Source organism: Thermohalobaculum xanthum, from assembly GCF_016623495.1.
GTDB classification, from domain to species: Bacteria; Pseudomonadota; Alphaproteobacteria; order Rhodobacterales; family Rhodobacteraceae; genus Thermohalobaculum; species Thermohalobaculum xanthum.
This window is the reverse complement of the sequence record NZ_JAEHHL010000003.1, coordinates 43,489-62,137: the sequence shown is the minus strand read 5'-3', so window position 1 is coordinate 62,137 and position 18,649 is coordinate 43,489. Positions and strand designations below refer to the sequence as shown.

Below are 18,649 nucleotides of genomic sequence, written 5' to 3'. Positions count from 1 at the left end.
AGCGTGCCTATGCACGTTGACCGCCAGCATCCCACGATATCTTCAGTGCCGGAATATCATCGGCATGGTCATCATCATCGCGGAGGATGATGGCGACCCCGCGATCACTCGCAGGCGATAACGTGACCGTCTTTGGGCAGGCGCCGCCCGCGTTTGCCCGGGGCACCGGGCGGCGCGGCGCGCGTCAGCCGGTCGTCTCTTCGATCGAGATGGCGACGCCACGGATGATCGTGACGTCGACGCGGTCACCGGGTCTGCGGGCCTCCGCGAAGGCGCGCATCTCGGGCTTGACGATGGTGGTGTCGACCGTGCCATCGGGCATGGTGAACGTCACGACCGAGGTCTCGGGGTCGTAGGAGACGAAAGTCACGACAAGATTGACGGCCGATCCGGCCGCGATGCCGGGCTTCTCGCCCTCGGGCGCGCGGTCGGCGATCTCGACGCTCGTCACCTCGCCCGGCGTCGAGGTGTCGGCCATCTTCACCGCGACCGACTCGTAATACTCCAAGCGCACCACGTCGCCGGATTCGAGCTGGTCGAGGTTGCGGACCTCGGGGCCGATGTCGAGGCTCAGCATCCGCCCGCTTTCTCCCCGCAGAAGGACCTGGCGCCCCTCGACGTCGACGGTCTGGACGACTGCCTTCCTGACGACGAGGTTCTCGCGCTCGGCGGATTTCGGCCCGGTCTCCATCGTCTCGGCACAGCCAGCCAGAAGCAGCGCCGCCGCGAAAGTCAGTCCAATATGTTTAAGCATCTGTCCCTCGTGTTTCACCCTCGCCGGGGAACCTAGACCGGCCCGCGGCCCGCTCCAACACTTAACTGGACGATCGCGGATCTGTCCCGTCTCCGATCTGCCGCGGCGCCCGACCCGCCGATCGCGAAGCGAAGAAACGCGCTGCGCTGGATGCAGGTGGTCATGAAAAGCTCGACCGAATTTCGTCGAGGCTCAGCGCCTCGAGCACGCGCGGCAAGCCCGGCTATGGCGCGCGTGCCTGCCTGATATGCACGCGCTCGTGGAAGGTCAGTCGCACATGGAAGCGACGCAAGCTCACCTCTGTCGCTTGGGGCCGCGATGCTGCACTCTGCCCACGCGGGGCAGGGTCATCGCCAATCGGCAGTATCGCGAACAGGATCACGGGACGGAGGCCACGACATGACGTTTTCAGTGCACCGGATCATTATCACGGCGGTCGTGGCGGCACCTTGCTGGGCGCATGCCGATCCCGCGCTGGAGTGCGGCCTCGACAATGGCAGCCAGGTCGAGATCGGCAACTGTGTCGCGGATATGGAAAGGCGCGTCGATCACGCGATCGCCGTCACGCTGGGGTTTGCCCGCGATGCGTCGGTCCGGCTCGACGAGGCTACGGGGCGATCGGTGGCGGTGCCGGCGCTCGAGGCGGGGCAGGCGGCGTGGTCAGCCTATCGGGACGCTCACTGTGAATTCGTGGGGGCGACGTTTGGCGGCGGAAGCGGTGCCGGGATCGCGATCAGGGCGTGCCGGGTCGAGCTTGGCCGCGCGCGAGCAAGCGAACTGATGAAATACGCGCGTTGAGCGCCGTGCCGGCTGCGCCCCATCAGCCTTTCGTGCGCGTCTTCCCGGTGCCCGAAGCGGGTTGGTCGCGCAGGCCGTAGGATGCGAAGGACTTCGCCGTCTCGGCGACTTCGGCGTCGCTCAGCACGACCGGGCCGCCGATCAGCAGCGCATTGAAGTACTGGCGCGCGAGGGTCTCGAGCTCGACCGCGAGCCACATCGCCTTTTCGAGTCCCGGCCCCGCCACGATCATCCCGTGGTTGGCGAGCAGGCAGGCATTCCGGCCTTCCAGCGCCCTGAGCGCAGCCCTCGAGAGTTCCTCGGTCCCGAAGGTCGCGTAGTCCGAGCAGCGCACATCCGTGCCCCCGAAGGCCGCCACCATGTAATGCGCCGCGGGGATTGGCTTGCGGGCGACCGCGAGCGCCGTGCAATAGGGTGAATGCGTGTGGATGATGGCCCCCACCTCGGGCCGCGCGCGTATGATGTCGAGATGAAAGCGCCACTCGGTCGAGGGCTTGAGCGGCCCATCCCATGCCCCGTGGTCGCCCTCGATCGGCATCGATGCGATCATCTCAGGTTCCATCGCCTCGTATGGCGTCGCCGAGGGCGTGATCAGCATCCGACCGCCGTGCCGTGCCGAGATGTTACCCGACGTGCCCTGGTTGAGGCCGGACGCGTTCATCCAAAGGCATTTCTCGATGATCGCCTTGCGCAGCGCGCGCTCGTCCTTCTTCATCGCTCGATCCTTATGGCGCTCGGCGGCCGGGTTCATTCTTTGCTCGCCAGGCAAAACAGACTGCCACGACTGGCGGCCCGAGACATAGGCCGGTTCCGGCGCCGCATGCCCCCGGACTTCATGCCGCAGCGGCGATCGTGCCATGCCTGTCATTTCGCGCAGGTCCCGGCTAGCTTCTGGGCTCGAACCGTTGTCAGGCGAGGTATCGGATCATGGCGGACGTGGCGGACAATTCGGCACTCACGGTTTACCGGCATTTCATCGACGGGCAGTTCGTCGACCCGTCCGGCGGGGAATGGTTCGACAGCACCGACCCTTATCGCAACGAGGTCTGGGCCCGCATCCCACGCGGGGGCGCCGAGGACGTGGATCGCGCCGTCGCCGCCGCGCGGAGGGCCATGACCGAAGGGCCGTGGGCCAGCATGTCGGCCTCGGCGCGGGGCAAGATCATGCGCCGCATCGGCGATCTCGTGGCCGAGAACGCCGAGCGGCTGGCCCGGATCGAGGTGCGCGACAACGGCAAGCTGTTCACCGAGATGCTGGGCCAGCTGCGCTATCATCCCGAGTGGTGGTATTACTTCGCGGGGCTGGCCGACAAGATCGAGGGCGGCGTCGTCCCGATCGACAAACCGGACCATTTCGCGTTCACCGCGCATGAACCGGTCGGCGTGGTCGGCGCGCTGACGGCCTGGAACTCGCCCCTGATCTTCGTGGCATGGAAATGCGCGCCCGCCCTCGCGGCCGGGTGCTCGGTCGTGGTCAAGCCGTCCGAATTCACCTCGGCGTCGACGCTCGAGTTCGCGGCGTTGACGCGCGAGGCGGGATTGCCCGACGGCGTGTTCAACGTCGTCGCCGGGTTGGGGCAGGAGGCGGGCGCGGCCATCGTCGATCACCCGGACGTCGCCAAGATCACCTTCACCGGGTCGGACGTCACCGGAAAGGCGATCTACCAGCAGGCCGCGCGTACGATGAAGCGTGTGAGCCTGGAGCTTGGCGGCAAGTCCCCGAACATCATTTTCAACGACGCGAATCTGGATGCGGCGATCGCGGGCGCCGTGTCAGGGATCTTCGCGGCGACGGGCCAGACCTGCATCGCGGGGTCGCGGCTGCTGGTGCAGAACTCGGTCAGGGACGAGGTGACCGAGCGTCTGGTCGAGATGGCCAGGACCGCCCGGATCGGCGACCCGATGCTTCCCGACACGAATATCGGGCCGGTCACCACGCCGCCGCAGTATCGAAAGATCCTCGACTATATCGACGTCGCGAAGGGCGAGGGCGCGCGGCTGATCGCGGGCGGCGGGCCGTCCGACGCGGGGCCCAACTTCGTTCAGCCGACGATCTTCACCGATGTCCGCAACGACATGCGCATCGCTCAGGAGGAAGTCTTCGGGCCGGTCCTCTCGATCATCGGATTCGAGGACGAGGAGGAGGCGGTGCGTATCGGCAACGACGTGATCTACGGCCTCGCCGCCGGCGTCTGGACGCAGAACATCGGCCGCGCGCACCGCATGGCGCGGGCGCTGAAGGCCGGCACCGTCTGGGTCAACACCTACCGCGCGATCAGCTACATGATGCCCTTTGGCGGGATGAAACATTCGGGGCTGGGGCGCGAGAGTGGGGTCGAGGCGGTCCGCGAGTACCTCGAGACCAAGTCGGTCTGGATCAGCACCTCGGACGCGGCGCCGGGCAATCCCTTCGTGATGCGCTGAGGATCTCGTGCGCCGCGCTGTCGGCGCATCGGGCACCCAGCGCAGCGGTGGCGGCAGCCCAGCCGATCGCGACGAGGCTGACGCGTCGGGACCGGGTCACTGGACGATGCCGGCGACGCGCTCGATCGTCCAGAAGGCCGCGACGCTCCCCACCGCGTAGGCCGGCACGAGCCTGAAGGCCTGCCCACCTGCCTGGAACGCCAGCCGTCCGATCTTCGCCAGTGCGAGGATCCCGAGAACGAAGGCGATCTGCCCCAGTTCGACCCCGATGTTGAAGAAGAAGAGCGCTGCCGGAATGGCGTCCTGGGGCAGCCCGGTATCCGCAAGCGCTCCCGCGAAGCCGAGACCGTGCAGCAGCCCGAAGGCGAATGCCGCGATCCAGGGGCGCTCGGCCGTTCGGCTCGGCCTGCCGCGCGCGCTGCACCACCTCGGCGGCAACCAGCATGATCGAGAAGGCGATCAGCGCCTCGATGGGCCCCGAGGGCACGTTGACATAGCCGAGGGTCGCCGCCGCAAGCGTGATCGAATGCGCGGCGGTGAAGGCGGTGACCGCCCAGAACAGGCGGCGCAGGCCGTCCGTCAGCAACAGCAGCACGAAGACGAAGCACAGGTGGTCGAAGCCGAGCAGGATGTGCTCGAAGCCGAGCGCCAGGTAGAGCGCGGCGACGCCGCCAAGCGTCGACCGGGCGGTGGGCACGAAGGATGTCGCGCCCTCGAACAGGCGTGCGGTCTGCGTCGCGCCGTCTTCGCGTTCATAGCGCACGATGGTCTCGACCAGCGTTCGGTCCAGACCCTCGAGCCGGACGCCCTCGTCCGCGAGACCGGCATCGCAGCGGATCGACCAGCGCGTGGCACGCGCGGCCGTGTCGCGGGTGACGATCCGTGGCGTCGCGTCCTGGCAGCCACGGGGGAGCACGACCTCGATCGGCAGCACCGCATCACCACGTGCCGGAACCTTCCAGAAGATGTCGTAGGTGCTGGCCCCGGTTTCGCGGATCTCGAGATAGGCCGGCCGCACCTCGTGCGCCGCCGCCATTCCAGCGAGCACGGACAAGAGACATGCGATGGCGAGGGCGAAAGGCCGGATCATTCGTCCCTCGCCCCGGGCTCCTCAACGCGGATCTCGTATTTCGCGCGAAGCTGCGCTAGATACGCCGCGCGCGCCTCGCGCCGCCGGGCATCGCGCCAGTCGCTCTCGACGCCGGCACGCGCCTCGGCCAGGCTCGGCATCCGGCCGGGCTCGCGTCGTTCCACCTGGATCAGATGGACGCCGTAGGTCGAGGGGACCGGGCCGGTCCACCGCCCGAGGGGTGCCGACCCGAGGGCATCGGCGAAGTCCTCGCCGAAGACCTGCGCGATGCGCGAGACCGAGGCGCCCTTCATGCCATCTGGCAGCGGGGCCGCGTCACCGAGGGCCGCGGGGTCCGTGCCACCCTCCAGCGCCGCGAGCACGATGCCCGCGTCGTCGAGCACGCGCTCCCCCCTCCGTTCAGGGCTGAGATAGATCTGGCGGAAGCTGATCGCAGGCTCGATCGCGTAGCGATCGGCATGTTCGGCGAGGAAGGCCGCAAGCTCCGCCTCGGTCGGGTCTCGGCGCGCCGAGAGGTCGTCGATCAGGAACTCGACCTTTTGTGCGAGCCGGCGGCGGACCACAACGTCATCGGTGTCGAGGCCAAGGGCGAGGGCCTCGCGGTAGAGCAGTTCCTCGTCCAGCCGGGATGCGATCAGGATGTCGATCTCGTCCGCCGACGGCTGGCGCCGCCAGGTCTGCTCGAAGAGCGCGGCGAGATTGCGCTGCTCGGCCACGGTCACGACGATCTCGTCCGCCGCCTCCGTCTCGCTGCCAGGGCCCAGGGCGTAGAGACCGAAGATCACGGCCCCCGCGGCGAAGAACTGCACGAGGGGGCTCGATGCCGCCGCCCGGAAAATCGGTGCCGTCATCCCGTTGGCGGCTCCCGTCTGCCCCGGCGTGCCGCAAGGCCCGTCGATATTGGTGCTGCCTTCACGGCTGGTACCAGATCGGCGAGGTGTAGGCGCGCTCCTGCCCGGTCGTCCGGGCGCCGTCGGGGATAGGCACGCCGTAGCGGAAGGCGTCATAGACGATCCAGCGCGGCGTCGGGATCTCGAGCACGCGCGCATAGTAGAAGGCGGGTTGCGAGGCATCGAAGTCGGGATCGGTCCAGACCGTCCCAAGCTCGGAGGCGCCGATCGTGTTGGTCCAGTTCGCATTCGCGATGTCGACCGTGCTCCCGACCGGCGGCAGCGTGCCATTCGCGTCGGGTTCGCGCCCGGCGGACCATGCGACGTCATGGACCTTCTCGTGGGTCTCGCCGTTGGCGTCGAGCCAGCCCTTGATGATCTGGATGCGGTCGAGGTTGGCGCCAACCGGATCGCGCAAGGCATAGACCATGAAGGTCGGCGCGCCATCGCCGTTGCTCGCGGGCAGGTCGTCGCCCATCGGCACGCCCTTCTCGTAGCCCCGGAAGGCGGGCTGGCGGCTGTCGAGATCCCCGCTCGTGAAATCCCAACCGCCGAAGAAGCGCACCATCATGCGCGGGCCCGTGGTCCCGTAGACCTCCTTGCGCGCCATCGCGTCCCAGATGGCTGCACGGGTGTTCTCGTGCGCCCAGACCGCAGCGTAGCCCGAGGCGGCAAGCTGGTAGCCCTCGAAGACACCGACCGCGGTTTTCGTGAACGGGTGTTGCATCCGCTTGGGGTTGGGCTCGACGTTCGTTGCCTTGCCGAAGAAATTGTCCTCGGCGGCGGTCGAGAGCGCCGTGTGACTGTCGGTCGAGCCGACGAAGCCGAACTTGTACGGGTTCGTGCCAAGCCGCTGCTCGAGCAGAAGGCCGTTCTTCAGCGCCTCGCGGGCATACTCGTACTGAAGCATGTCAGGTGTCTTCGCCTGGCTCAGATCGAGATTGCCGACATCCCAGGTCTCGTAATCCGCGAAGGCATCGTCGGGCGACAGGAAGGGATGCGTCTCCCCGTCACCCTTGATCTGGGAGATTTCGTACATCGGCTCCCATTTCGCGCGCTGCTCGACATAGGCGGCGTTGAGCGGGCGCCCGGTATACTGGGCATCGACGGGGAACATGATGCCATTCGATAGGTTGCCGTTGTGCGCGAGCGCGAGGGCCGAGCCGCCCGTCTTGGCCTCGTAGGCCTCGAGCCATGCGTAGAGATCGAGCGGATCGGTCGAGCCGACCGGTGCCTGGGTCGTGAAGGGCACGATCTGCCCTGCCTTGTCGGCGCCGTCGCGGAAGATCACGTTGCGGTGCAGGTTGTTGCCGGCCACCAGCGACGTCCATTCGAAACCGATCAGGGTGCTGAACCTGCCCGGCTCGTTGAATCGCTCGGCCGAGGCGATCACCTTGTCCCAGATCGATCGGTAGGTCTTACCGCCGGGCGAATACTCGGCCATCATCTTCGGATCGATCTTTCCCTGCGCGAACGTCGTGATCAGGTCGAGCGCGGCCGTGGCCGAGGCCTCGCCGCCCTGCTGCAGGCCCGCGTACCAGGGCTTTGCCTGCGCGAACTTCAGGATGTTCGGGTTGCCTGCGGCGAGATCGTTGAAGAAACCCATGGCGTCGGAGTGATCGGCGATCACCAGCCAGTCGAGGGGGCGCGAGAGCCTCGCCGGCTGACCGCTCGAGGCCATCACCTCTTCGCCGCGCGCAAAGCGATAGGCGTCATCGAGACCGAGCCGGGCGCCGAAAAGCCCGGCATCGACCGAGAGCCCGGTGTGAAGGTGCGTGTCACCCCACAGCAGCTTGTCCGGGAAGCGTCGCTGCGCGTAGGGCGAGTACACCTTTCCGGGATAGAGGCCCGAGAGCGACTCCTCGGTCGGAACGAACTGCGCAAGGGCGGTGCTTGCCGACAGGCCGAGGCCAATGGCTGCGAGCCCGAGAAACGTACGCATGCGTTCACCTCCTTTGACGGGTCGACACCTTCGCACCAGTCGGGCATCGGCCAGAACCGGCGGGTGACGAGATTACCACGGCCGGCGCGGCACAGGGCGCGACACGAGCGCGCTCGTCGTCGAGTGCGTGCCTGTCCACCGCCCTTTCACGACGGCGCGGCGATCTGCGCCGGACGGGTTTCTGGCAGTCCACTTTCTATCCCGGGAATGCGCGGTCGGGTCCCAGGTGCGACCGGTCACGGTCGAGGCATGCAGGGTTGACCTGCGTCCGGCGCGGGGGAGAGATGGGCATGACAAGAGATTGCTGGCTGAAGTCCCGGCGCGGAGCCGGTACCTTGCCGAGGAGGCGGAGACCCCGAGGCGCAGGTGCGTTGACGGGCAGCATCGCCAGGCGAAGGGGAAAAGACATGTCCGGGTCGTATGTCAAACCATGGTTGCGTCTTGGCGCCGCCGCCGTTCTGGGGGTTGCGCTGCTGGCCTCCGCCTGCTCGCGCACGGATTCGAGCGCGGGCGTCGAGAACCTCTGGCGCGCCGATGGCTTCGAGGTGACCGAAGGTGTGACGACGGAGGCGGAGGTCCTCGAAGCCCTCGGCCCTCCCTCGCAGATCATCAGCCTCGAGAACGAGACGGTCTTCTACTACCTGACCGAGGCCTTCCGGTCCGACCGGCTGCTACTGATCATCTACAACAGGACCAAGCGCACGACGCGCTATGACCGCGCGATCTTCTTCTTCGACCGGAGCGGTGTCCTCCGCAAGGCGTCCTTCAGCCAGACCGCCCTGCCGCGGTCCTGACCGGGTCATGCTTACTCCTGCGAAGGCACTGCTCGGACTTGCGCTGGCCGCCGCCGCCAGCGCCTGCACGGCACTGCCGTTCTCGGCGGGGTTCACGGACGAGGGGTCCGAGTTCGGGGACGCTCTTCCCGCCGCGGCCGAAGACCTGATCGCGGGACAGGCCAGCGACGCTGACGTGCTCGACGCCCTCGGGCCTCCGGCCGCCGTCACCGCGTTGCCGCACGGATACGCGTTCCTCTACGAAAGCGGGCGGCTGAGCAGCAAGTCGGTCGGGGGGAGCGTCTACTCGCTGCGGGCCGGGTATTCCTGGAGCGACGCGCGGTTCGCGATCGGCGCATTCGTCTTCGACGCCGAGGGCACCCTGGTCGGGCGCGCGGTCGAGCGGAGCGATGACGGCACCGGCAGCGGCTTTGCCATCGGGACCCAGAAGAGCAAGGCGGCCGAGCAACTGCTCTACACCTTGCCCGCCGCACAGCACTACTGGGGCCGGCAGATGCTGCGCCCGATCCCGCGGACGCTGAATCAGGCCAGCAACCCCGATTCCGGCGAAAGCGGGCTCGAGCGTCGTGGAACGACCACGAAGGTTGGCCAGCGCAGCCTCGAGTCGGGCTATCTGACGGCCCTCGCGCTGCTGGAACTGCTCAAGACGCAGACCGGGAACTGACCTTCCCAAGGCGCATCACTGCACCGCTTGGTCCCCTCACGCGTCCGCCGGATGCGGGATCGTCGAAGCAGGGCGCTATCGGGCAGGGTGTCTCCGAAGCCGCGCTCCAAGTCACGCCCTGACGCGCGAGCGGACGGTGGACGGTGTCTTGCCCGTCCAGCGCCGGAAGGCGTGATTGAAGCTGCTCACCTCGCTGTAGCCGAGCAGGAACGCGATCTCCGTCAGGCTCAGCGTCGTCTCCTCCAGGTAGCGCAACGCGAGTTCGCGGCGCAGGTTCTCGACCAGATCCTTGAACGAGGTGCCATGCTCGGCCAGCCTGCGGGTCAGCGAGCGCGTGCTCATGCCGCATGCGGCGGCGACCGTGGCAAGCCGCGCCTCGCCCTTGCTGAGGCGGTCGGCGATCATGCGCTCGACCCGCTCGACAAGGGCAGGCGGGGGGGCGGAATGCCTGGACAGCACCTCCTCGCAATAGCGCAACAACAGCGCCAAGAGGCGGTCGTCGGCCGAGCGGATCGGGCGCGCAAGGTCGGCCTTTCGCAGCACGATGACGTTCTCGGCGGCGCCGAAGACGACCTTGCAGCCGAAAAACGCCTCGAAGTCGGCGCGCCCGTCCCTCCTGGGATGGACGAAGCTGACCTGCAGTGGGGTGATCGGCTCTCCCACAAGGCCGCGCACGGCGCGCAGCAGGTTGGCGGCCGAGAATTCCACGCACTGCCTTGCGCCCGATACGCCCGATCCATGGAACCACCAGCGCATCGATCCGTCCGTGAGCAGGTCGGAGACATCCATCTCGGCGGCGTCGCTGAAAACCCTGCGGTAGCGAGCGAGGTTCTTGAGGGCGTCGACGAGGCTCGGCGACGCGAGGCCCACATACCCGATCAGGCCGGCATCGCGGGTGTCGCGACTGCGGCCGAAATTGAGGCCGAGACACGGATCCTGCATCGCCTCCGCGGCAAGCTCGAAGACGGCGGCGTGTTTCGAGAACGGCAACCGGGCCCCGTCGGCGGCGATCTTTTGCCGATCCACTCCCGCTTGCCCGAGGATCTGGTCAGCGGCGCATCCGGCGCGCTGCAGTTCGGCTGCCAACTGCCGGATCCAAACGGCGTCGTGTTGCGGTGCGCTCCCCGTCACGGCCTGCTCCCGCTTTGGTGGCGCCGGCTGTGGCGCGGCCCGTGGTGGCGCCGATTGTCAGGATTCTGGCCGCTGCGCGCAAGCCGCCGGGGCGCCGCGGCGCTAGGCTGGGCGCGCCCGAGTGGCAAAGCGAGGGGGGCAGAGATGCCGGATCGCAGCAGAGCAGCCTTTTACGCGGGTGGCGGGAACGTCCTGCCCGCCCCGGGCGGCTGACGGTCGTTGGCCAGGCCCGTGCACTTCCTCGACCTTGGGTCAGAGGGCATCGGGCCGCTCTGCCGCGGACAATCGGCTCCGCCCGGATCGGCGCGGACGACCATCCTTGTCGAGCGAGTGACCTGCGCGCATTGCCAGGACGCGATAAACCAAATCCTCGCCGGCTGGCGCATCTGCCGCGAGCTTGCCCGGATCCAGTCGCGCCGTCCGCATTCGCGCAACTCGTGAGCGCAACTTCGCCTGATTGGCGTCATCTCCCAAGAGTCTGGCGCGCGCCGCCAAGCCCAGGGCCCGCCCGATCGGCAACAAGGGAGCCCATTCGAGGGGCCGCCAGCTGGCCTTGACAGAAGCCGGCAGCGGCGAGTGTGGGGCGGAGCTGCGGGCGGGGCGCTGAGAAGCAAGAAGAACCTGCGACCCGCCCGCAATGCGCGTGTGAGAACGTTTTGCCTCCCGCCGAGCCGGGACGGCCTTGATAGCGGGTGAAGGCATGTTTTACCGCGATGAGCGCGTCGCCCTTTTCATCGATGGCACGAGCCTTCGCACCGCGACGAAGGCACTCGGGTTCGATCTGGATTTCAGGTTGCTGCGGGCCGAGTTCATGCGGCGCGGCAAGCTGCTTCGCGCCTTCTACTACACCGTGATGGTCGACAACGCGGAATACTCACCCCTCCGCCCGCTTCTGGACTGGCTTGCCTATAACGGCTTCACGCTCGTGACCAAGCCCGTCAAGGAGATCATTGACGCCACGGGGCGGCGGCATATCAGGGGCAACATGGACGTCGAGATTGCGGTCGACGCCCTGGCGGCGGCAGATCACGTCACGCACATCGTTCTCTTCTCGGGCAATGGCGAGTTCACGCCGCTGGTCGCCGCGCTGCAGCGAAAGGGTATCCGCGTCTCGGTTGTCTCGACGATCCAGTCGACGCCACCTTTGGCGGCGGACGACTTGCGCCGGCAGGCAGACAACTTCATCGATCTCGACGACCTTCGCTCGATTCTTGCCCGCTCGCGTGACGATGACGATGCGCAGGTGCCGGTCATGCGCAACGGCGCCGGCACTTTCGACGCATCGGATGGCAGCCTGGCATAAGGCGACAGAACAGCGGTCTTCCGCGGGTCGGCGTCGTTTCACTTCCCGATGCCACGAGCCTCTTGCGTGAAGCACCCGCGCTCGCGGGTGCCTCGGCGGGGTCATTTCGTCTTCTTGTGAACCTGGCCGATGATCGCGCCCGTTGCTGCCCCCGCGGCCGCGCCGGCCAAAGGCCTGCCGCCAGCAACGCCGCCGATCACCGCGCCCCCGACGGCGCCCCAGGTTGCGCCCTTCGAGACGGGCCCCGCGGCGGCATCGTGCGGCATCGCGGCCAGCGCGAGGACGACCACGGCGAGCGCGCCGAACATCGTGACTGCTGTTCTGACTGGCTTGGGGGTCATTGTGTGCCTCCGGCCTTCCATTCGGTTACGGTCTGGGTTCCGTCGGGTTCGGTCACGAGGATCATGCCGTCCGGCTCGCCATTGATGAAGCGTCCCTGGACCACGTTTCCGTCCGCATCGACCGAAGTGCCGAAGCCATTGCGCTTCCCGCCCGCGAAATCGCCCGCGTAGCGCTCGCCGCCGGCCCCTTTGTAGATGCCCTGGCCGTCCGGGACGCCGTCGACGAACTGCCCGGCGTAGAAATCTTCGTCGGCCGCGGTGAGGATGCCGAATCCGTGGCGCTTGCCATTCTCGGCCTGGCCGACATACCGCTCGCCGTCCTCGGCGAAGTAGTCGACGACAATGGTGCCGACGCCCTTGCCGTCCTTGAACTCGCCTTTCAGGACCCATCCGTTGGGAAGGACGACGACGCCCTTTCCGTGATCGATGCCGTCGATCAGCTCGCCCATGAAGCGCGCGCCACCGGCGGTCCGCAGGAAGCCCTTGCCGACGGGCTTTCCATCCTCGAAGCGACCGATGAACTCGTTGAAGCCACCCTGCTCGGCGCGAAGGTAGAGCCGCCCTTCGCCCGAGAGCTTGCCGCCTTCAAGCTCGCCGACATAGCGACCGTGGAGGCCCTCGCCGTCCCAGAATACGAGGACGCCGCTGCCGGACGCCTTCCCGTCCGGGCAACTTCCCGACCATGAGACGCCCTCCTCGGGCGTGGGCGGCTCGACGCTCCAGACCTCGCAGCCGCTGATCCGGTCCTTCATCCATTCGCCGTCGGAGGCAGCGGCAAGGCCGGGCCCCATCGCTACCAGCGCCGCTGCCGAGGCGGCAGCCACCGATCTTGCCAGCTTCATGATTTCATCCTCCCGTTCCGATCGCAGCCCAATGACGAGGCGGGTAACGACGCGCCGGCCGACTCCGCGAGCAGGGCTGGCGCGACGCGGCATGAACCTGGGCTCCGGCCGCGAGCCGCAAGCGGCCCCGCCAGCCGGTCTTCGGCATCGATTCAGCCCTCGAAAACGCCATCGCGATGCACCGCCTCTCGGTTCGCTCGGAGGGACGCCTCCATGCGATGTGGTGAAACCCAGGTTCCAGTGCGTCATGCTCTTTGTGCGGCGTCAATCTTCCGCAACACGCATGAGATCGTGAATGCCCCGCGAGCACCGATTTTTCCGCGAGCGCGTCGGAGAGGTCGTTGATCACTGCGGAAGCCGGTTCTAGCCCGCAGGCGGCGCTTGGCGCTGATCGGAGAACGCGGACGTGATGCGTTGATGACCGGATCTCGCAGCGCTGACGCGGCGTCGTTACGCTTCCCGTCGGCAGATGGCATGGGCCCGGCTTCCGGGAGGGCGGCCCAACCGTTCCGGTCGCGTCGGCGATCGTGAGCCGCGCCGTGGGCGGATGGCTTGGTCGAGCCGAATCTGGTTGAGTGAGGCCGGGAGGTCGTCATGGTCGAACATCACGATTGTCGCCAGGCGTTCGCCGGCCAGCCCCGAGAACTGCGCAATGCGCGCGATGCGGAACGGTGCGCCACGCCTGCCGAAATGGGTCTCTGGGCGTGTGCAGATGCATTCGCCCGCGGCGCCCTGTCCAGCCGTGCCGTCAAGTCGTCGATCTCTCTGGGCCTTGTGTTGATCGCCTGCGTTTCGCTTGCCGGTTGCGGCGCCGCGCGCCAGCGTAACCCCGTCCCGAACGATCTGATCGAGGTGGTCGAGCCTGTCGGGTTTCATGGTGTCCGCCTCTGGGGCGACTACAACGAGCCCGAGGAGGTGGAGCGCATGATGCTTGCGCGGGCCGAGATCCTCCGCGAGCGCTTCGGCGCCGTGGCTGCGGCCGGCAAGACGCCGCGCCTTCGCTATCTCGCGATTTCCGGCGGTGGTCAGTATGGCGCCTTCGCGGCGGGCATCCTGACCGAATGGAGCCGGCTTGGCACGCGGCCCGAGTTCGACGCGGTGACGGGCATCAGCACGGGCGCGATCATCGCGCCCTTCGCCTTTCTTGGACCGCGCTATGACAATGTGCTCACCGAGATCTACACCACCTTCTCGACCGAGGATCTGGTCGAGCGAAGGATCTTCTCGGGCGTCGTCTCCGGCGCATCGCTGCTCGACACGGCGCCGCTGCGCGAGAAGATCGCGCGCTACGTCACGCCGGCATTTCTCGACGAGGTTGGCGAGGAACATCGCCGCGGCCGACTGCTTCTTGTCGGCACGACAAACATCGATGCCGGGCGCTCGGTCATCTGGAACATGGGCGCTATCGCGGCCTCGGGAAAGCCGGGGGCGCTCGAGCTCTTCCACGAGGTGATCGTGGCCTCCGCCGCGATTCCGATGGCGTTTCCTCCCGCATTCTTCGAGGTCGAGGCGGGCGGCGAGACCTTCGAGGAGATGCATGTCGACGGCGGCGTGACCTCGCAGGTCAACGCGCTCTCGCCCCAGATCCCGCATTTCATGATGCAGGACCTTGTGGGCTTCGACATGGACCGGGAGCTCTATCTGATCGTCAACGGAGCGGTGACGCCGCCGCCGAAGACGGTCGCGGCACGCACGCACGAGATCGCGGGCGCGTCGATCGACGCGCTCTGGTACGCGCAGGCCGTCGGGGATCTCTACAAGGTTCACTCGATCGCGACGCGTGACGAGATCGCGGTTCACTACGCCTGGATCCCCGAGAGCTTCCGGCTCGAGCCCGAGGAGCGCTTCGACCCGGTGTTCATGCGCGCGCTCTTCGACCTCGGTGGGGATCTCGTCTCGGGGAACGCGCTTTGGCAATCCTACCCGCCGGGGTTCACGGTGCGCACGCCATCCGAAGCCGGGTCACAGGCTGCGATCGCCGCGCGCCGATGAGGTGCTTGCGGGCGCGCGCGCCCATCCGCCGCCCGGCCGCGACATCATGTCGGGGTTTGTCAGTGTTCGGTTGCTCACCCGCGCGTGGTGACAGCAAGCTGGATGGCAACGACGTGCCGAAACCGGGCACCTGCACTTCTGCGGCAGAAAAGGGCAAGCCCGCATGACAGCCAATCCGCTCCTGATTGTTGCACTCGCGCTCAGCGGCCTGATCGCCGCATGGGGCATCCTCGATCCGAGCGGCCTGGGGGTTCTCGCGCAATCGGTGGTGGCCGTGCAGTTCGACAGCCGCGGCTGGTTCATCATGCTCGAGGCGAGCGGCCTGCTCTTCGCCGCGATCTACCTCGCGTTCTCGCCCATGGGACGCGTGCGCCTCGGGCCGGACGACGCCGAGCCCGAGTTCTCCACGCCGGCGTGGATCGCGATGCTGTTCGCCGCCGGGATGGGGGTCGGGCTGCTGTTCTATGGCACCGCCGAGCCGCTGACCCATTTCGACGAGATCCGCAAGCACGTGCCCGAGCCGCGCGCCGCCGGCCTTGCGCTTTTCGTCACCTATCTGAACTGGGGCTTCCATGCCTGGGCGATCTACGGGCTGGTCGGCCTTGTCATCGCCTTCTTCGCCTTTCGGCGTGGGCAACCGCTGCTGCTCAGCGCTCCGCTGATCGATGCCGTCGGCGACCGGCCGTGGACACGAGGCCTCGGATGGGTCTTCGATCTGTTCGCGATCGTCGCCATCGCCGTCGGGCTTGCCGGATCGCTCGCGATGGGGGTCTTCCAGGTTCAGGCCGGGTTGGCGGGGCTGATCGGGCTGGAGAGCCCGGATGCATTGACGATCCCGGTCTTCGTCGCGATCTGCGCCGCCTTTGCGCTACCGCTGAGACGCGACCTCGGCGACGGCATGGCGAAGCTCTCGAACCTCGCGATGCTGATCGCGATTGGCCTCACGGGGTATCTGCTCGTCGTCGGTCCGACGTCGTACCTGATGAACACGATCGTCTCGGGGTTCGGAAGGTACTTGTTCGGGATGTTGCCGGCCGGGTTCTCCACGGCCGAGTTCTTCGAGCGCGAGGTCGTCGACTGGTTCCAGGGATGGACCCTCAACTACATGATCTGGTGGCTCGCCTGGTCGCCCTTCGTCGGCGTGTTCATCGCGCGGATCTCGCGTGGGCGCACGATCCGCGAGTTCCTGGCGGGCGTCATCGTGGCGCCGACGCTGTTCTCGATCATATGGTTCGGGGTGTTCGGAGGGCTCGGTTTCTTCGATGCGTTCCAGGAGCAGGGCACGCTCGCCGAGGTGAACCGCGCGAACCTCGACGCGACGACATTCTCGCTGCTCGAACGATTCCCCCTGGCCGGCCTCACCCGGACAGCGACGATCGTTGCGGCTTTCCTGTTCGTCGTGACCAGCGTCGTCAGCGCGGCCTTCGTCCTGGCGATGTTTGCGACCGGCGGAGACGAGAACCCGTCCGTGCGGATCCGCACGATCTGGGGCGCGATCCTCGGCGCGCTTGGGCTTGCCATGGTGCTGGTGGGCGACGTCGCCCTTGTGCGCTCGATCATCGCCGTCTCGGCGCTCGCCTTCGTCTTCATCACGCCGGTGCTGGTAATCTGCCTGTTTCGGTCCCTCAACCGGGAGCGCCAGCAATGATCGGCCAGATCCTCGACACGGCCCTCAATGTGACGGTGTTTGCCTATCTCGGGTTTCTCATCTGGCTCGCGACGCGGCCGAGCCCCGATCCCTGACCGCGCGCACCGCCGCTCGAACGGGGTCGTGCCGTGTCGCCCGGCCCGTGCCCGATCAGCCAGAAGCGTGTCCCAGAGGCTTTCGCATTCTCCGGGTACTATGGCGCGGCCGGCGATCGAACCTAGATTAATGTGGAGCCAGGGCTGGCATGAGGGAGACACGAAATGTGGCGCATCACGATGGCTTCGATCGGCCTCGCGCTGGCGGTCGCGGTGTCGGTGCCCGCGCTCGCGCATCACGGATGGCGCTGGACGACGGGCAACAACATCGAGCTGACCGGTGTCATCATCGAAGCGAAGCTCGGGAACCCGCATGGCCTCCTCCAGGTGAAGGCGGAGGACGAGGTCTGGACCGTCGAGGTCGGACAGCCGTGGCGCAACGAGCGTGCGGGCCTCGCGGACAGCGATCTCGCGCCAGGGGTCGAGGCGACCTTCATCGGCGAGCCTTCGGCCAACGTGTCCGAGCGCGTCATGAAGGCCGAGCGCATCCGGATCGACGGTCGGACGTTCGAGCTTTACCCCGAACGCGACTGACGTGATCCGTGGAGGGGGGCTGGAGTTTCGTCGCTGAGACCGGTCTCGCCGAGTGGGTCCGGGTCTCGCGCTGGGGTTATGCCGCGATCAGCGGCGCGCATATCCTGGGGATCGCCCTGCTGGTCGGGGCCATCGTCCCCTTGAACCTGAGGCTTCTCGGGCTCTGGCCGTCTCAGCCGCTTGGCCCGCTCTGGCGCGTGCTGAAGCCCGCTGCCATCGCAGGGCTCTCGCTGGCAGCGGTTTGCGGCGGGCTCCTGTTTCTCGCGGGGCCCGAGACTTACGCCAGGGCTCCCGTCTTCCAGGCGAAGATGGCGGTGATCGCGGTTGGCACACTTTCGGCGCTCTGGTTCACCGCGCGCGTCGATCTGGTCGCATCACCTCTGCGGGTCCGGCGCACAGCCGCCATCATCTCGCTGTCGTGCTGGCTTTCGGCGCTCGCGCTCGGTCGTCTGATTGCGTTCACGACGGACTAACAAGCACGCGCCGAGGCGCCAATCCAGCGTTCCGGTTTGCCAAGGCCGGTGCATTCACCCATCGCGAGTCGCGCACTTGGACGATTTCGCGGTCTGGGGCGGTGGAAATCGTATTCCCCGCGGACTGGTCCGCCGCGCTCAGAGCTTCGTGGTGGTGACATAACGCAAGGCGCGGGCGACCTGTTCGGGCGTGCGCGCCACGGCGTTGGCGGCAGCGTCCACTTCCTTCAGCGCGTGATCGTGATCTTCCGGGTGAAGCACGATGATCGGTTTGCCAAGGGCCGCCGCGTAACCCGCATCGAAGGCGGCATTCCACTGCTTGTACTTCTGGCCGAAGCAGACGACCAGGACGTCGCAGCGCTCGATCCCGGTGCGGATGCGGATCGCGTTCAGGAGCGCGCCCTTGCGGTCGTGCCAGAACTTTTCGTCCTCGGCGCCAAAGATCTCGACGCCGCAATCGTCCGATGCCCCGTGATCGGTGACGGGGCCCGACCAGTCGATGTCGAGCCCCTCGCATGCCGAGATGATCGCGTCGCGCCAGTCGGTATGAATTTCGCCAGCCAGGTACACGTTCAGTTTCATCAGGCCCTAACCTTGTCTGCACGAATTGTTCTCCGGCCGGATCTTCGAGGATGCGGCAAGGATTGACAACCTGTCGCACGGTGCTTCCGGCGTGCGGGTGCGATCGATCAGTCGCATGCGGGGTGGCGAGAGGGTGCGTTTCTCCGCCTAGGCAGGCGGCTCGTCCCAGATGTCCGACGTCAGCGCCTATGGGCCATCTGAGTTGACTTCATAACGGAGGGTTTCTGGCTCATCGTAGTCGTCGAGGAACGAAGATGAGACAGAAATCCGTGACAAGAGAGACGCCATCAAAGCGGATTGTTAAGGACATCCGCCGCCGCACCCGCCGGAATCGATCGGCTTCAAGGAGATG

Annotated in this window: 18 protein-coding genes; 9 read left to right on the top strand and 9 right to left on the bottom strand. The window is 67.1% G+C overall.

The window, feature by feature from the left end:
* Nucleotides 1–184 precede the first annotated feature (184 nt).
* Nucleotides 185–754, bottom strand: coding sequence for a hypothetical protein (locus H0I76_RS07600; protein ID WP_200608939.1), 570 nt, complete (start codon nucleotides 752–754; stop codon nucleotides 185–187).
* 399 nt (nucleotides 755–1,153) lie between these two features.
* Here H0I76_RS07600 and H0I76_RS07595 point away from each other — a divergent pair, with 399 nt between their 5' ends.
* Nucleotides 1,154–1,552, top strand: coding sequence for a lysozyme inhibitor LprI family protein (locus tag H0I76_RS07595; RefSeq protein WP_200608937.1), 399 nt, complete (start codon nucleotides 1,154–1,156; stop codon nucleotides 1,550–1,552).
* Nucleotides 1,553–1,574: 22 nt separating this feature from the next.
* Here H0I76_RS07595 and H0I76_RS07590 read toward each other — a convergent pair whose 3' ends face one another.
* Nucleotides 1,575–2,267 carry a class II aldolase/adducin family protein gene (locus H0I76_RS07590; RefSeq protein WP_200608935.1) on the bottom strand — a complete coding sequence of 231 codons (693 nt, stop codon included), beginning with the start codon at nucleotides 2,265–2,267 and terminating at the stop codon, nucleotides 1,575–1,577.
* 212 nt (nucleotides 2,268–2,479) lie between these two features.
* Between H0I76_RS07590 and H0I76_RS07585 the strand changes: the two genes are divergently transcribed.
* Nucleotides 2,480–3,976 carry an aldehyde dehydrogenase gene (locus H0I76_RS07585; RefSeq protein ID WP_200608932.1) on the top strand — a complete coding sequence of 499 codons (1,497 nt, stop codon included), beginning with the start codon at nucleotides 2,480–2,482 and terminating at the stop codon, nucleotides 3,974–3,976.
* Here the strand turns inward: H0I76_RS07585 and H0I76_RS07580 are convergent.
* From H0I76_RS07580 to H0I76_RS07570, 3 genes are all read right to left on the bottom strand, one after another.
* Complete coding sequence (locus H0I76_RS07580) at nucleotides 3,930–5,066, bottom strand: HupE/UreJ family protein (protein WP_200608930.1); 1,137 nt, start codon at nucleotides 5,064–5,066, stop codon at nucleotides 3,930–3,932. The genes H0I76_RS07585 and H0I76_RS07580 overlap by 47 nt on opposite strands.
* On the bottom strand, nucleotides 5,063–5,917 hold the full coding sequence (locus H0I76_RS07575; protein ID WP_200608927.1) for a peptidyl-prolyl cis-trans isomerase: 855 nt from the start codon (nucleotides 5,915–5,917) through the stop codon (nucleotides 5,063–5,065). Before H0I76_RS07575 ends, H0I76_RS07580 begins: the two co-directional genes overlap by 4 nt.
* Nucleotides 5,918–5,978: 61 nt before the next feature.
* Complete coding sequence (locus H0I76_RS07570; protein ID WP_200608925.1) at nucleotides 5,979–7,898, bottom strand: DUF3604 domain-containing protein; 1,920 nt, start codon at nucleotides 7,896–7,898, stop codon at nucleotides 5,979–5,981.
* 407 nt (nucleotides 7,899–8,305) lie between these two features.
* Here H0I76_RS07570 and H0I76_RS07565 point away from each other — a divergent pair, with 407 nt between their 5' ends.
* Entirely contained in the window at nucleotides 8,306–8,692 is a 387-nt protein-coding gene (locus tag H0I76_RS07565) for a hypothetical protein (protein WP_200608923.1), read from the top strand.
* A 7-nt stretch (nucleotides 8,693–8,699) separates the two neighbouring features.
* The gene (locus tag H0I76_RS07560) at nucleotides 8,700–9,356 is read left to right on the top strand and encodes a hypothetical protein (RefSeq protein WP_200608921.1); all 657 of its coding nucleotides are present in this window, start codon (nucleotides 8,700–8,702) and stop codon (nucleotides 9,354–9,356) included.
* 111 nt (nucleotides 9,357–9,467) lie between these two features.
* On the opposite strand, the gene H0I76_RS07555 is transcribed toward H0I76_RS07560, so the two are convergent.
* Entirely contained in the window at nucleotides 9,468–10,442 is a 975-nt protein-coding gene (locus tag H0I76_RS07555; RefSeq protein ID WP_200608919.1) for an AraC family transcriptional regulator, read from the bottom strand.
* Between the two features lie 745 nt (nucleotides 10,443–11,187).
* Here H0I76_RS07555 and H0I76_RS07550 point away from each other — a divergent pair.
* Entirely contained in the window at nucleotides 11,188–11,790 is a 603-nt protein-coding gene (locus H0I76_RS07550) for a LabA-like NYN domain-containing protein (protein ID WP_200608917.1), read from the top strand.
* Between the two features lie 101 nt (nucleotides 11,791–11,891).
* Here H0I76_RS07550 and H0I76_RS07545 read toward each other — a convergent pair whose 3' ends face one another.
* Nucleotides 11,892–12,131, bottom strand: coding sequence for a hypothetical protein (locus tag H0I76_RS07545; protein ID WP_200608915.1), 240 nt, complete (start codon nucleotides 12,129–12,131; stop codon nucleotides 11,892–11,894).
* Complete coding sequence (locus H0I76_RS07540) at nucleotides 12,128–12,973, bottom strand: MORN repeat-containing protein (protein WP_200608913.1); 846 nt, start codon at nucleotides 12,971–12,973, stop codon at nucleotides 12,128–12,130. Before H0I76_RS07540 ends, H0I76_RS07545 begins: the two co-directional genes overlap by 4 nt.
* Before the next feature lie 594 nt (nucleotides 12,974–13,567).
* Between H0I76_RS07540 and H0I76_RS07535 the strand changes: the two genes are divergently transcribed.
* The 4 genes from H0I76_RS07535 (at nucleotide 13,568) to H0I76_RS07520 (ending at nucleotide 17,715) form a co-directional block, all read left to right on the top strand.
* Nucleotides 13,568–14,965 carry a patatin-like phospholipase family protein gene (locus H0I76_RS07535; RefSeq protein WP_200608911.1) on the top strand — a complete coding sequence of 466 codons (1,398 nt, stop codon included), beginning with the start codon at nucleotides 13,568–13,570 and terminating at the stop codon, nucleotides 14,963–14,965.
* A gap of 163 nt (nucleotides 14,966–15,128) precedes the next feature.
* Nucleotides 15,129–16,613 (top strand): BCCT family transporter, encoded by a 1,485-nt coding sequence (locus H0I76_RS07530; protein ID WP_200608909.1) that lies wholly within the window; start codon nucleotides 15,129–15,131, stop codon nucleotides 16,611–16,613.
* A gap of 260 nt (nucleotides 16,614–16,873) precedes the next feature.
* Nucleotides 16,874–17,242 carry a DUF6152 family protein gene (locus tag H0I76_RS07525; RefSeq protein ID WP_234455188.1) on the top strand — a complete coding sequence of 123 codons (369 nt, stop codon included), beginning with the start codon at nucleotides 16,874–16,876 and terminating at the stop codon, nucleotides 17,240–17,242.
* Nucleotides 17,243–17,250: 8 nt separating this feature from the next.
* Nucleotides 17,251–17,715 (top strand): hypothetical protein, encoded by a 465-nt coding sequence (locus H0I76_RS07520; RefSeq protein WP_200608907.1) that lies wholly within the window; start codon nucleotides 17,251–17,253, stop codon nucleotides 17,713–17,715.
* Nucleotides 17,716–17,853: 138 nt separating this feature from the next.
* Here H0I76_RS07520 and H0I76_RS07515 read toward each other — a convergent pair whose 3' ends face one another.
* Nucleotides 17,854–18,297 carry a YtoQ family protein gene (locus H0I76_RS07515; RefSeq protein ID WP_200608905.1) on the bottom strand — a complete coding sequence of 148 codons (444 nt, stop codon included), beginning with the start codon at nucleotides 18,295–18,297 and terminating at the stop codon, nucleotides 17,854–17,856.
* Nucleotides 18,298–18,649: the final 352 nt, after the last annotated feature.

Excerpts from the sequence above, each read along its gene's own strand:
- H0I76_RS07600 (WP_200608939.1), bottom strand. The coding sequence starts at position 754 with ATGCTTAAACATATTGGACTGACTTTCGCGGCGGCGCTGCTTCTGGCT.
- H0I76_RS07595 (WP_200608937.1), top strand. The coding sequence starts at position 1,154 with ATGACGTTTTCAGTGCACCGGATCATTATCACGGCGGTCGTGGCGGCA.
- H0I76_RS07590 (WP_200608935.1), bottom strand. The coding sequence starts at position 2,267 with ATGAAGAAGGACGAGCGCGCGCTGCGCAAGGCGATCATCGAGAAATGC.
- H0I76_RS07585 (WP_200608932.1), top strand. The coding sequence starts at position 2,480 with ATGGCGGACGTGGCGGACAATTCGGCACTCACGGTTTACCGGCATTTC.
- H0I76_RS07580 (WP_200608930.1), bottom strand. The coding sequence starts at position 5,066 with ATGATCCGGCCTTTCGCCCTCGCCATCGCATGTCTCTTGTCCGTGCTC.
- H0I76_RS07575 (WP_200608927.1), bottom strand. The coding sequence starts at position 5,917 with ATGACGGCACCGATTTTCCGGGCGGCGGCATCGAGCCCCCTCGTGCAG.
- H0I76_RS07570 (WP_200608925.1), bottom strand. The coding sequence starts at position 7,898 with ATGCGTACGTTTCTCGGGCTCGCAGCCATTGGCCTCGGCCTGTCGGCA.
- H0I76_RS07565 (WP_200608923.1), top strand. The coding sequence starts at position 8,306 with ATGTCCGGGTCGTATGTCAAACCATGGTTGCGTCTTGGCGCCGCCGCC.
- H0I76_RS07560 (WP_200608921.1), top strand. The coding sequence starts at position 8,700 with ATGCTTACTCCTGCGAAGGCACTGCTCGGACTTGCGCTGGCCGCCGCC.
- H0I76_RS07550 (WP_200608917.1), top strand. The coding sequence starts at position 11,188 with ATGTTTTACCGCGATGAGCGCGTCGCCCTTTTCATCGATGGCACGAGC.
- H0I76_RS07545 (WP_200608915.1), bottom strand. The coding sequence starts at position 12,131 with ATGACCCCCAAGCCAGTCAGAACAGCAGTCACGATGTTCGGCGCGCTC.
- H0I76_RS07540 (WP_200608913.1), bottom strand. The coding sequence starts at position 12,973 with ATGAAGCTGGCAAGATCGGTGGCTGCCGCCTCGGCAGCGGCGCTGGTA.
- H0I76_RS07535 (WP_200608911.1), top strand. The coding sequence starts at position 13,568 with ATGGTCGAACATCACGATTGTCGCCAGGCGTTCGCCGGCCAGCCCCGA.
- H0I76_RS07530 (WP_200608909.1), top strand. The coding sequence starts at position 15,129 with ATGACAGCCAATCCGCTCCTGATTGTTGCACTCGCGCTCAGCGGCCTG.
- H0I76_RS07525 (WP_234455188.1), top strand. The coding sequence starts at position 16,874 with ATGTGGCGCATCACGATGGCTTCGATCGGCCTCGCGCTGGCGGTCGCG.
- H0I76_RS07515 (WP_200608905.1), bottom strand. The coding sequence starts at position 18,297 with ATGAAACTGAACGTGTACCTGGCTGGCGAAATTCATACCGACTGGCGC.